Source organism: Donghicola mangrovi (genome assembly GCF_013377535.1).
GTDB lineage: Bacteria > Pseudomonadota > Alphaproteobacteria > Rhodobacterales > Rhodobacteraceae > Donghicola > Donghicola mangrovi.
The window spans coordinates 580,996-593,211 of record NZ_JABCJE010000001.1 but is presented as its reverse complement, the minus strand read 5'-3'; the positions used below and the strand labels follow the sequence as shown (position 1 = coordinate 593,211).

The 12,216-nt window shown below is 62.2% G+C and carries 13 protein-coding genes; 6 read left to right on the top strand and 7 right to left on the bottom strand.

Going from position 1 to position 12,216, the window contains the following annotated elements:
• Nucleotides 1-2: 2 nt before the first annotated feature.
• Nucleotides 3-647, bottom strand: coding sequence for an endonuclease III (nth, locus tag HJ536_RS03045; protein WP_176852516.1), 645 nt, complete (start codon nucleotides 645-647; stop codon nucleotides 3-5).
• 128 nt (nucleotides 648-775) lie between these two features.
• On the opposite strand from nth, the gene HJ536_RS03040 reads away from it, so the two are divergent.
• The 4 genes from HJ536_RS03040 to HJ536_RS03025 all read left to right on the top strand — a co-directional run bounded on the left by HJ536_RS03040 (nucleotide 776) and on the right by HJ536_RS03025 (nucleotide 3,871).
• Nucleotides 776-1,582 (top strand): methylated-DNA--[protein]-cysteine S-methyltransferase, encoded by an 807-nt coding sequence (locus tag HJ536_RS03040; RefSeq protein WP_177156831.1) that lies wholly within the window; start codon nucleotides 776-778, stop codon nucleotides 1,580-1,582.
• Nucleotides 1,583-1,696: 114 nt separating this feature from the next.
• Complete coding sequence (locus HJ536_RS03035) at nucleotides 1,697-2,377, top strand: YiaD family glycine zipper/OmpA-like lipoprotein (RefSeq protein WP_176852515.1); 681 nt, start codon at nucleotides 1,697-1,699, stop codon at nucleotides 2,375-2,377.
• A 167-nt stretch (nucleotides 2,378-2,544) separates the two neighbouring features.
• Complete coding sequence (locus HJ536_RS03030) at nucleotides 2,545-3,090, top strand: NADPH-dependent FMN reductase (protein WP_177156605.1); 546 nt, start codon at nucleotides 2,545-2,547, stop codon at nucleotides 3,088-3,090.
• Nucleotides 3,091-3,112: 22 nt separating this feature from the next.
• Complete coding sequence (locus tag HJ536_RS03025) at nucleotides 3,113-3,871, top strand: HTD2 family dehydratase (RefSeq protein WP_177156830.1); 759 nt, start codon at nucleotides 3,113-3,115, stop codon at nucleotides 3,869-3,871.
• Between the two features lie 3 nt (nucleotides 3,872-3,874).
• Here the strand turns inward: HJ536_RS03025 and HJ536_RS03020 are convergent, their stop codons facing one another.
• A complete protein-coding gene (locus tag HJ536_RS03020; RefSeq protein ID WP_177156604.1) occupies nucleotides 3,875-4,651 on the bottom strand; it encodes an alpha/beta hydrolase in 777 nt (258 codons plus the stop codon).
• Between the two features lie 92 nt (nucleotides 4,652-4,743).
• On the opposite strand from HJ536_RS03020, the gene HJ536_RS03015 reads away from it, so the two are divergent.
• Complete coding sequence (locus HJ536_RS03015) at nucleotides 4,744-6,213, top strand: NAD-dependent succinate-semialdehyde dehydrogenase (RefSeq protein WP_177156603.1); 1,470 nt, start codon at nucleotides 4,744-4,746, stop codon at nucleotides 6,211-6,213.
• Here the strand turns inward: HJ536_RS03015 and HJ536_RS03010 are convergent.
• Nucleotides 6,210-7,106 carry a LysR family transcriptional regulator gene (locus HJ536_RS03010; RefSeq protein WP_177156602.1) on the bottom strand — a complete coding sequence of 299 codons (897 nt, stop codon included), beginning with the start codon at nucleotides 7,104-7,106 and terminating at the stop codon, nucleotides 6,210-6,212. The genes HJ536_RS03015 and HJ536_RS03010 overlap by 4 nt on opposite strands.
• Nucleotides 7,107-7,203: 97 nt before the next feature.
• Between HJ536_RS03010 and HJ536_RS03005 the strand changes: the two genes are divergently transcribed.
• Nucleotides 7,204-8,172 (top strand): NAD(P)-dependent alcohol dehydrogenase, encoded by a 969-nt coding sequence (locus HJ536_RS03005; RefSeq protein ID WP_177156601.1) that lies wholly within the window; start codon nucleotides 7,204-7,206, stop codon nucleotides 8,170-8,172.
• A gap of 57 nt (nucleotides 8,173-8,229) precedes the next feature.
• Here HJ536_RS03005 and HJ536_RS03000 read toward each other — a convergent pair whose 3' ends face one another.
• The 4 genes from HJ536_RS03000 to HJ536_RS02985 all read right to left on the bottom strand — a co-directional run bounded on the left by HJ536_RS03000 (nucleotide 8,230) and on the right by HJ536_RS02985 (nucleotide 12,133).
• Entirely contained in the window at nucleotides 8,230-8,694 is a 465-nt protein-coding gene (locus HJ536_RS03000) for an Hsp20 family protein (protein WP_176852509.1), read from the bottom strand.
• 128 nt (nucleotides 8,695-8,822) lie between these two features.
• Nucleotides 8,823-9,632, bottom strand: a complete 810-nt coding sequence (locus tag HJ536_RS02995) for a trypsin-like serine peptidase (protein ID WP_420811079.1) — start codon at nucleotides 9,630-9,632, stop codon at nucleotides 8,823-8,825.
• A gap of 72 nt (nucleotides 9,633-9,704) precedes the next feature.
• Entirely contained in the window at nucleotides 9,705-11,021 is a 1,317-nt protein-coding gene (glcF, locus tag HJ536_RS02990) for a glycolate oxidase subunit GlcF (protein ID WP_177156600.1), read from the bottom strand.
• Nucleotides 11,021-12,133, bottom strand: coding sequence for an FAD-binding protein (locus HJ536_RS02985; protein WP_177156599.1), 1,113 nt, complete (start codon nucleotides 12,131-12,133; stop codon nucleotides 11,021-11,023). Before HJ536_RS02985 ends, glcF begins: the two co-directional genes overlap by 1 nt.
• Nucleotides 12,134-12,216 lie beyond the last annotated feature (83 nt).

Here is a 12,216-nt window from a genome sequence, read left to right as displayed (position 1 = left end):
GGTCAGAGGACCTTGTCCTCGAATTGGCAGAGGTCTCGGATGATGCAGTTGCCACATTTGGGTTTGCGCGCCACGCAGACGTAGCGGCCATGCAGGATCATCCAGTGATGGGCGTGCTGCTGGAAATCGACGGGCACGTTATCCTCGATCGCGCGTTCCACGGCGACCACATCCTTGCCCGGAGCGATGCCACTGCGATTGCCGAGGCGAAAGATGTGCGTGTCCACCGCCTGCGCCGGATAGTGCCACCACATGTTCAACACCACGTTGGCGGTCTTGCGGCCCACGCCCGGCAGGCTTTCTAGGGCCGCACGGGAATTGGGAACCTCGCCGCCGTATTGGTCGACCAGAATCTGGCTGAGTTTGATGACGTTCTTGGCCTTGTTGCGGAACAGGCCGATGGTCTTGATATGGTCGATCAGGGCCTCTTCGCCCAAATCCAGCATCTTTTGCGGGGTGTCGGCCACTTCGAACAGCTTGGCCGTCGCTTTGTTCACGCCAGCGTCCGTGGCCTGCGCAGACAGAGCAACAGCCACGACCAACGTGTAAGCGTTGACGTGGTTCAGTTCGCCCTTGGGCTCGGCTTCGGCTGCCTGAAAGCGCGAGAATATCTCGCGCATGGTCATGTAATCGAGTTGTTTGGCCATGCTTCCTCATGCCCCGAGTTTGACGAATGCGCAACATTCGGGTCGATTGCCCGCGCAAATTCATGTCACAAAAGGTCTAGCACGAGCAGAGGAAAACGGCAGTGGAAAGCTCTTATCACTTCGACACCATGCGCCGCGCCATCGACCTGATCGACGGTGCCGACGCGCCCCTTTCGCTGGACGATCTGGCGGGCCGGATGGATATGAGCCCCGCGCATTTCCAGCGGCTCTTCTCGGCTTGGGTCGGGATCTCACCAAAACGTTATCAGCAGTACTTACAGCTGGGTCAGGCCAAGCGGATGCTGGCCGAACGGATGACGACTTTGGCCGTGGCTGATGGGGTCGGGCTGTCCGGCTCCAGCCGCCTGCACGACCTGTTTGTCCGGTGGGAGGCCATGAGCCCCGGTGACTTTGCCCGCGGCGGCGAAGGGCTGGTGATCGAGTGGGACTGGTTCGACAGCCCCTTTGGCCCCGCGCTGGTGATGGGGACGGATCGCGGGATTTGCGGGCTGGCCTTTGCGTCCGAGATGGGCCGCGATGTGGCGTTCGACGATCTGGCGCGGCGCTGGCCGAGGGCTGAATTTGTGCAACAGGGGGAACGGGTTGGCCCCCTGTTCGCGGCGGCCATCGTGGGGCGGGGCGAGACGCAGTTGCACCTGATCGGCGCCCCCTTTCAGATCAAGGTCTGGGAGGCCCTGCTGAACATCCCCGAGGGGCACGTGACCACCTACTCCCAGATCGCCACCCGAGTCGGATCGCCCAAAGCGGTGCGCGCCGTGGGCACGGCGGTGGGCCGAAATCCGGTCAGCTACCTGATCCCGTGTCACCGCGCCCTGCGCAAAAATGGAGAGCTGGGGGGCTATCACTGGGGTCTTCCGGTGAAACGGGCGATGCTGGCTTACGAGTCCGCGCGCGTTGACGCAAATCTAGCGTAAAAGTGACGATCCGAGGGGTATGGAAACCCCCTCATGAAACTTTCCTGTCACTTCCTCATTAGTCTATAGATTGTTCAAAAGGGCAGGATTGCCCGAGACGAAAGAGGCAATGCCATGAATAAACGTTTCATCATGATTTCCGGTCTGACTGCTCTGATGGGCCTGTCGGCATGTACCGACCCCGCCTACATGAACAGCGGCAGCACCTATCAGGACCCGAACGCCCGCGCCAAGACCGGCGCTCTGGCGGGTGCAGCGATCGGTGGTCTGGCCGGTGCAATCACCGGCGGCGATGACCGTCAGGACAAAATCCGCGGCGCCGTGATCGGTGCGGCTCTGGGTGCCGGTGCAGGCGCACTGGTCGGCAACCATCTGGACAAGCAGGCCGCAGAACTGCGCGCCAGCATGAGCAACAGCGCCATCGACGTGACCAACACCGGCGACCGTCTGGTTGTGACCATGCCGCAGAGCATCCTGTTCGCGACCGACAGCACCGCCGTCAGCGGCGCACTGCGCGGCGATCTGGCCGCTCTGGCCAGCAACCTGAACACCTATCCCGACTCGCGCGTGCAGGTCATCGGCCACACCGACAACGTGGGTGACGCAGGCTACAACCAGGACCTGTCGCAGCGCCGCGCTTCGGCTGTTGCAGACGTGCTGTTCCAGAACGGCGTTGCCTACAACCGCGTCAGCACCATCGGCCGTGGCGAGGATGCGCCCATCGCGACCAACCTTACCCCCGAGGGCCGCGCGCAGAACCGCCGTGTGGAAATCATCATCACGCCCTACAACTGATCCCGACAGATCAATTTGTATTCGAACGCCCGGCCATCCGCGCCGGGCGTTTTTCGTTCCCGCCGACCCTGTGCACTGGGGCGCGAAGGCTGCGCGGGAATGGCACTGGTACGCCGACAAAGACGCCCTAACTCTATGACAAACGTTCATTTTTGCGGAGAGTTGTCATGTCCGATTACAAACTTCTTGGTATTTCCGGATCCCTGCGTCAGGGCTCTTATAACCGTATGCTGCTGAAGGAGGCCGTGCGCGTTTTCGGCCCCGCGTCGTACGCCGAGGCTGACCTGAACCTGCCCCTTTATGACGGTGATCTGGAAAAGGCTTCGGGCCTGCCCCCCGCTGTCCAGCACCTGATCGACCAGATCGAACAGGCGGACGCCGTGATCATCTCCTCGCCCGAGTATAACAAGGGCATCACCGGCGTGCTGAAGAACGCGCTGGACTGGATCAGCCGCACAAAATCGAACCCGCTGGTGGACAAGCCCGTGATCGTATTGTCCGCCAATATGGGCCGGACCGGCGGCGAATCCGGTCAGTTGATGGTCCGCACCTGTCTGGTTCCGCATCAGGCCCGCATCATTCCCGGCCCGCTGCTGACCGTCGCCATGGCGCATGACGCGTTTGACGACGAAGGCCGCTTGAAAAACGAAACCACAGTGGAAATGCTGACAGGGCTGACCGACCGCCTGAAAAAGGAACTGGCCCTTGGCTGACGCCCTGACCCTGACCGACTCAATGGACCCCGCCCGCGCCAACGCGCTGGCGGTGACATTGGGAACCGACGCGCCCGAGGGCGCTTTGCCGCCGTTCTTTCACCAGATCTATTTTTGGGACCCGATCGGCACGGCGGGTCTGGGACGCGACGGGCATCCGCGCGTGGGTCAAGGGATCATGCCCAACATGGGGCTGCCCCGCCGCATGTGGGCCGGTGGACAGCTGGAGTTCCGCGCGCCCCTGATGGCGGGTGTTGCGGCCGAGAAGACCTCGACCGTCGATCAGGCCGTCCACAAGGAGGGACGCACCGGCCCCTTGGGCTTTGTCACGATCCGGCACGAAATCCGCCAGCGCGGCATCCTGTGCGTCACGGAATTGCAGGATATCGTCTATCGGCAGGACCCTGCGCCAGATGCGGTGCAGCCCGTGCCGCCGACCGCGCCGACCGACGGCACTGTTCTGCTGGAACGTAGCTTTTCCACGACCGACCTCTTCCGCTATTCGGCACTGACCTTTAACGGGCACCGCATTCACTATGATCTGGACTACGCCCGTCAGGTCGAAGGGTATAACGGCCTTGTCGCGCATGGCCCGCTTCTGGCGCAGATGTTGATGCTGCTGGCCCAGCGCGAACTGGGCTCGCTCAGCCGGTTTGATTTCCGTGCCACAGCGCCTGCGCTTCATGATGAAACGCTGGGCTTTTGCATGGGGCAGGACGGCGCCATGTGGGTGCGCGGCGCGGACGGGCGGCAATGTATGCAGGCAACTGCCTTGGCCTGAGGGTCAGGACAGCAGGAACCCAAGCAGCTTGCCATTCCGGTCAAGGGCCTCGATCACGTCAAAATGGTTGCGGCCCTCGGCGATCTCCAGATCGCATTCCCAGACACGCGCCAGCTTGGCGGCTTGCTCGATAAAGGCGGGACGCTCGGCCCCGCCGACCCACACCGTCACCGGCACAGAGGGCGCGGGCAGATAACAGGGGCTCTCGGCGTTCGCCTCGGTCAGGTCGATTTGCAGAATGTCGTTCATCGAGGTCTGCATCAGCGGCTTCAAGTCCGACACCGGCGAGATCGGCACAACCCGACGGATGCGGTGCATCACGGATTTGTCCAGCAGCCCGCACACAATCCGCGCCACCAGATGCCCGCCCGCACTGTGACCGGTCAGAACCACGGGACCCTTGGTCTGGGCCACGATAGTAGTGACGGCATCCGCGATCTCTCGGGCGATGTCGGTGATCCGCGCCTCGGGGCACAGGGTGTATCCGGGCATCGCCACCTGCCAGCCCCGCGCCACCGCGCCAGCGGCCAAATGGGACCACGTGGATTTGTCGAACGCCTTCCAATAACCGCCGTGGACAAAGATCAGCGTCCCCTCGATCGGCCCCTCTGGCAGGAACAGATCGTACTTCTGCCGCGTTCCATCCCCATAGGGACAATCAATGCGGGACAATGCAGAATGGGAAATCCGAAAGGCCTCGGCCTGTGCTGTCCACATTGCGGGATAGGAACTGCCCCCCGCGATAAACGCTGAATTCTCGTAGGCACGGTCGAAGTTCATGCATGACGCTCCTGTTCGCTGGACAAGCTTAACGAGGCCTGCTTTCCCTATGCCAGTGGAAAAATTCAAACCGACTGCCCATGGAGGCCCGAATGACCAACAAACCCCTGTCCGAACTCTTGGCCGATCCCTCGTTGATCGCCACCCAAGCCTATGTGGCAGGTGACTGGGTCGACGGCGCGGGCGGGACATTCGATGTGACCAACCCCGCCACCGGTGAAGTGATCGCCAAAGTCGCTGACGTCACCCGCGAGCAGGCCGCCGAGGCGATAGCCGTGGCCCGCATCGCGCAAAAGGCATGGGCGACCCGCACCGCCAAAGAACGCTCGAACCTGATGCGCAAGTGGTTCAACCTGATGATGGAAAATCAGGAAGACCTGGCCAAGATCATGACCGCCGAGCAGGGCAAACCCCTGTCGGAAGCGCGCGGCGAGATCAGCTATGGTGCCAGCTTCATCGAGTTCTACGCCGAAGAGGCCAAGCGTATCCTTGGCGAGATCATCCCCGGTCACCAGCCGGACAAGCGCATTCACGTTCTGAAGCAGCCCATCGGTGTGGTTGGCTCGATCACGCCTTGGAACTTCCCCAACGCGATGATCACCCGCAAATGTGGCCCCGCGATTGCGGCGGGCTGTTCGTTCGTGGCGCGTCCTGCGTCCGAAACCCCGCTGTCGGCGCTGGCCTTGGCCGTGCTGGCGGACCGTGCGGGCCTGCCCAAAGGCATCCTGTCGATCCTGCCCTCGTCCGACGCGGCCGGCATCGGTCAAGAATTCTGCGAGAACCCCTCCGTGCGCAAGCTGACCTTTACCGGTTCGACCGGCGTGGGCCGTATCCTGCTGCGTCAGGCCGCCGATCAGGTCATGAAGTGCAGCATGGAGCTGGGTGGCAACGCGCCGTTCATCGTGTTTGATGACGCCGATTTGGATGCCGCGGTCGAGGGCGCCATCGCCTGCAAGTTCCGCAACAACGGCCAGACCTGCGTCTGCGCGAACCGCATCTATGTGCAGGACGGCGTGTACGACGCCTTTGCCGAGAAGCTGCGCGCCAAGGTTGCCGCGATGAAGGTCGGCAACGGCCTCGAGGATGGCACCGATCTGGGCCCGTTGATCACCGAGAAAGCTGTCGAAAAGGTCGAAGACCACCTGCAGGACGCTCTGTCCAAAGGCGCGACTGTGATCCTTGGCGGCAAACCCCATGAAAAGGGTGGCACCTTCTATGAGCCAACCATCGTGACCGGCGTGACCCAAGCGATGAAGGTCTCCAAAGAGGAAACCTTTGGCCCCTTCGCACCGCTGTTCCGCTTCAAAGACACCGACGAAGTGATCGAGATGGCGAACGACACCATCTTTGGCCTCGCCGCGTATTTCTACGCCAAGGACCTGAGCCGCGTGCACAAGGTCTCCGAGGCGCTGGAATATGGCATCGTCGGCGTGAACACCGGCATCATCTCGACCGAGCAAGCGCCCTTTGGCGGCGTGAAACAGTCGGGTCTGGGCCGCGAAGGCAGCCACCACGGCATCGAGGAATACCTCGAGCTGAAATACGTCTGCCTGTCGGTCTAACCCAGCATCCGCGGCACCTCTGCCGCCAACAGATCAAAGACCAGCCGTACCTTGCGGCTGGTCTGTAGCTCTTTGTGAGCGACCAGCCAGACCGGATAGGAAATCGGGTCCAGCCCGCAGGTCACCCGTGCCATGCCGCGCGTTGAATCCCCCAGCCATTCCGGAACCATCCCGATCCCGACGCCTTGCTTCGCCAGTTCCCAGTGGACCAGATGGTTGTCCGTGTGGAACGGAAAGTTCCGGTCTGTCACGGGCAGACCCATGGCCTGAAGCCCCGCGATCAGGCGGTCGTTGTTCGCCATCCCGATAAACAGCGCCTGCTTCAGCTGCACCTCTTCGGTCAGGTCGCCGACCTTTTCCGCATAGTCATCGGTGGCAAAGAAATACCCCGTATCCTCGGCGATTTTGCGGGCGATCAGGGTGTCCCCCTCGGGCGGCGCATTGCGCAGGGCGATGTCGGCCTCTCGGCGTTGCAGGTCCGAGATATCGTTGCTGGCCACAATCTCGACCGTCAGGTCGGGAGCCTTTTCGCGGATCAGGGGCAGGATTGGCGGCAGCAGAAAGGCTGCGTAAATCTCACTGGCGGCGATGCGGATCACCCCGTCGATGGCCTGCGATTTGCCCGTGGCGGTCAGGGACAGGCTGCCAGCGGCCTCGGCCATCGCGCGAACATGGGCCAAAAGGCTGGCCCCTGATTCTGTCAGCTCCAGCCCGCGGCCCACGCGATCGAACAGGGCAATGCCCAATTCATCCTCTAGCGCGGCCACCTGACGGCCCAAAGTCGGTTGCGTCATGCCCAAAGCCCGCGCGGCGGCGGACAAAGAGCCCTCTTCTGCGGTGACCAGAAACGCCCGAGCGTGGTTCCAGTCAAATTTTACACGCGTCCAGTCCATGCGAATCTGTATATGTCCTTTCGGATTTTCGATAATTTTTCTATGGAGCGATTCTGGTTAATTTCGATTGAAGAACTGATTACCCAGGACATTTCAGATGAAGACAGTCTCGTACTTTTCTTACGGGGCGCCGGACGTATTGCGCTTGGTGCAACGACCGACCCCGAAACCCCGCGCTGAACAGGTTCAGGTGCGGGTTCATGCCAGCGCGGTGACCACTGCGGACTGGCGTCTGCGGGCCTCGGCATTTCCGGGGGGCCTGTGGATTCTGGGTCGAATGATGTTCGGTCTGGTGCGGCCGCGCAACCCCGTGCTGGGGATGACCTTTGCCGGAGAGGTTACCGAGGTGGGCTCCGAAGTCGATCAGTACAAGGTCGGGCAAAAGGTCTATGGCTTTTGCGGCGGCGGCGGTCATGCGGAATATCTGACCATCCACGAGGGGCGCGCCCTGGCCCCGATGCCCGACGATCTGGACTATTCGGCGGCGGCGGCGGTGCCCTTTGGCGGGCTGTGCGCGCTGGTCTTCTTGCGCGATGTGATCAAGCTGCGCAAAGGCCAGAAAATTTTGGTGATCGGGGCCACAGGCGGCGTCGGGGCCTATGCCACCCAGATCGCCAAGGCGATGGGCGGCCACGTCACAGCGGTCTGCGGCGGCACCAGCGAGGAGCTGGCCAAAGAGTTGGGGGCGGACGAGTTCATCAACTATCGCCGGACCGACGCGCTGAACGGCAAGCAGCTGTATGATGTGGTGTTCGACTGTGTCGGGGCCAGTTCGTTCGACAAGGCCAAGAAGGCGCTGCGCAAGCGCGGCCTCTATGTGCCGCTGAATTTCGGCGTCCGTGAAATCTGGCAAGTCCTGACCAACAAGAACATCCAAGGTCAGCGTATCAAGATCCACGTCAACAGCGTCAAAGCCTCGGACCTTCAGGCCCTGAACCGCATGATCGCCGAAGGAGAGCTGCGCCCCGTGGTGGACCGCGTCTATGACATGATCGACGTGTTCGAAGCCCACAGCCGCGTCCAAACCCGCCACGCACGGGGGACGGTGGTTCTGTCGATGGCCTGAAACGGCAAAGGGCCCGGCAAGATGCCGAGCCCCCGTCACATTCACACTGGAGCAAGGTTACGCGTCTGCGCGACCTTCGATCACTTCGGCGCTTGGGTGGGCCGAAGCAATTTCGATGCGGCGCGGTTTCAGCGCCTCGGGGATTTCCCGCTTGAGGTCGATGTGCAGCATACCATCGGCGTGGGTTGCCCCGGTCACGCGGACATGGTCCGCCAGATGGAAGCGGCGCTCGAACGCGCGGGTTGCGATGCCACGATGCAGATAGGTGCGCTGCGCTTCGTCCTCGGCTTTGCGGGCAGAAACGACCAGCGCCTTTTCCTTGACCTCGACGCTCAGATCCTCGGCGGCGAAACCGGCGACGGCGATCGAGATGCGGTAGGCATCATTGGCGGTCTTTTCGATGTTATAAGGGGGGTAGGTCGGCTGCGGGGCGTCATTGGCCAGAACCCGATCCATCAGGTCCGCAATTTGGTCAAAACCGACAGTGGCCCGATACAGGGGGGCCAGATCAAAATTTCGCATGTCATCCTCCGTAAAGCGATAACTGTTGTGCTGTGCCTTCCGACATGGACAGGCAGGGTGGGCATGGACCCCTTCATGGGCATCCACACAACAATATCTGGGAAGCTCTTATGCTGCTTTCAAGAGGGTCAGGGGCGAATGAACTTGGCGCCCGTATCGGTGGTGTGCTTGTTCTCGCCCACGATGATATGGCGGGGGCCGTTGGGGCCCATGGTGTTGCGCACGTTGTCCATTTCCAGCTCGGCCCGCAGTTCGCGATAGGCCGACGACAGGTCCGAACCCAGTGCAACGGGCTGGCCGTTCACCTCGGCCTTGGCGGCGACGACCGACACGATTTTCGCGCCATAGGGGGTCATCTGGAAAATCGGCGCGCCAGAGGACCCGAAATCCACCTGACAGGACAGAACCATCACGCCTTCTTGGACGGACAGCACGTTGCAGATTTCTTGCAGCGAAGGCGCCTCGGCCCGGTCATAGGCATAGGACACAACGCCCACCTCAGCGCCGCGATGGGGCAGCGGGGCGGTCGGGAACGGGGTCACTTGGGTGTTGCGGATCGGCTGGACCAGTTCCAGCAGCGCCAGATCCAGACGCACGCGCTCGGGCCCTTCGGTCCGGTCATAGCGGTAGGACGGGTGGGTCACCGCACGGCGCACGCCGCGATAGGCCAGCGCGCGGCCATTGCGCCACCCGGCCAGAAACTCGATCTGGTCCAGATTGACCCGCTCGCCGGATTCCTTGTCAAAGAGGCAGTGCGCGGCAGTCAGCACCAGATCAGGCGCCACAAGGGCCCCCGTGCAGAAGCCCTTGCCACCAATATCGAGACGGCCCACGCCCTCCCAGCCGCGGCTGTCCACGCCTGTGTCCAGACGGCGCAGCTCGGACTCCTCCGCGATAGCGCCGGTTACTCCGAAACACAGAGCGATTGCTGCAAGCAAGGTGCGCAAACCCAATCTCCTCTTACACTCACCCTTTGCACTAGTCTCAGGATGAGGCAAAAGTTGGGCGGGTTAAACCAAAATCGGGACTTCTCCGGGGCGCGTTCCGCCAAGCGCGCGGGGCTTGGGGCCGCCGGTTGCCCAATCCAGAAGTTCGACTGTGTGAACAATAGGAACGTCCGTTCCGGACCCGATCTGCATCATGCATCCGATATTGCCAGCAGCGATAACGTCAGGCTGCTTTGCCTCGAGCGTCTTGACCTTGCGTTCCTTGAGCTTACCGGAAATTTCGGGCTGCATCAGGTTGTAGGTGCCGGCGCTCCCGCAGCACAGGTGGCTGTCGGCGGGCTCAACCACCTGAAAACCAACCTTTTTCAGCAAATCTTTCGGAGCGGTTTTGACTTTTTGTCCATGCTGCAACGAACAGGCCGCATGATACGCAACCCGCAAGCCCTTGTCCGCCCCTTCGGGCAGGTCAAGTTTGACCAGCAACTCGCTGATATCCATAGCCAATCCGGACACCTTTTCGGCCGCCGCGGACAGGTCACTGTTTCTGAACATGTGCCAATAATCTTTGACGGTGGTGCCACAGCCACTAGTATTTATGACGATGGCGTCCAGTCCGCCGCGCTCGATTTCGCTCATCCATGCGCGGATGTTTGCCGCTGCCGCATCATGGCTGTCGTTTTCACGCCCCATGTGATGCGTCAGTGCCCCGCAACACCCTGCACCCTTTGCAATAACCACTTCGCACCCCAGACGACGAAGTAGGCGGATAGATGAATCATTGATGTCGGTATTCAGCGCCTTCTGGGCACAACCTGTCATCAGAGCCACACGCATCCGCTTGGGTTCCGCCGCAGCAAAGGTCTGCGGAGAATCATTCCGGCTTACGGGCGGCACGTGCTTGGGTGCCATCTCCAGCATGGCCTTCAGGCGCGGGTCAGGCACCAGCCCTTTGAAGGGGCGCCCCAGCTTGGCCAGCCAAAGCGCAAACCGGAATCGCGAGGGGTAAGGCAGAATCTGCGCCAAGGTCCAACGCAGCGCGCGGTCGTGCCACGGCCGTGTGTAATTCTGTTCAATATATGCGCGGGCATGATCCACCAGATGCATGTAGTGCACGCCCGACGGACAGGTGGTCATACAGGCCAGACAGCTCAGGCATCGGTCCACGTGGCGCACGGTCTTTTCGTCCGGCACGCGGTTGTTCTCCAGCATATCCTTGATCAGGTAGATGCGGCCCCGGGGGCTGTCCAGCTCGTCCCCTAGCACCTGATAGGTGGGACACGTGGCGGTACAGAACCCGCAATGGACGCAGGTACGCAGCACCTCGTTGGCACGCTTGGTGCCGGGGTCCTTTAGCTGCTGTTCGGTGAAAAAGGTCTGCATCAGTTGGCTCCCATCAGGCCGGGGTTGAACATCCCCTTGGGATCGAATTTCGCACGCAAGCCCGCTGCGAGCTGCGCATTTACAGGGGTTTCCGGATGGAACCGGGGCTGCCCCGTCCCGCGCACGAGCGTCGCGTGACCAGCCACACTCATCCGCGCCCGCACATCGGTCCCCGCAGGCACCACAGCCCAGATCAGACCACCGCCCCAATCCATCTGTGCCTTTACGGCGTTCAGACCTGCCAGCACCGCAGGCCCATCCGACGGCTTGACCGAGATCCGCCACAGGTCACCCTCGACCCCGACAAACCCCTCCAGATCACGGACATAGCGCCAACCGGCGGCCACACGCTCTGCCTCCGTCTCGACCCGCACGTTACCGAACCGCCCCAGCAGATCGCGCAGCTTGCCGGTCCGGTAGTCGACCTGAGCACCAAACCCTTCGACCCGCACCATCGTCACCGGCGCACCATCCACGCCCACAGGCAAATGCGCCGCCCCCGTCACGTCATAGGGCGACCCCAGCGCCGCCGACATCGCCTGAACGGCCGCATCGGGCGCCAAGCCATCCACCATCACGCAGCCCTGCGCCTCTGGCATCGGCAGCACCTTCATCGATACCTCGGTCAACACGCCCAAAGTCCCGCAGGCCCCCGACATCAGCTTGACCAGATCATAGCCGGTGACGTTCTTCATCACCCGCCCGCCATTCTTCACGATGGTCCCCAGACCATCCACATACCGGACCCCCAGCATGAAATCGCGGCAGGCCCCCGCCTGAATCCGGCGCGGCCCGCTCACGTTCATCGCCGCCACAGCACCAATCGTCGGCTCGCCCGAGGCCCCCAGAACCCCACGCAAATCCGCAGGTTCAAACGCCAACCGCTGCCCCTCAGCCGCCAGAACACCCTCAACCTCGGCCAAAGGCGTCCCCGCCTTCACCACCAAAGTCAACGCTCCGGGCTCGTACAGCGAAATCCCCGCCAACCCGCTGGTCTCCAGCACGTCTGCCGCATCAGGCACCACACCGGCAGTCCCGCCACCGCGAATCCACAAGGGCGCATCCCGCCCCGCAATCAGTCCGGCCAGCTCGGCCTCTGTCTCAGGTCGCATATTCTTCTTGTTCCAAATACTCTCGGGGGTGAATTGGGCCTCAGGCCCAAGAGGGGGCAGACAGCCCCCTCACCCGGCTTCCA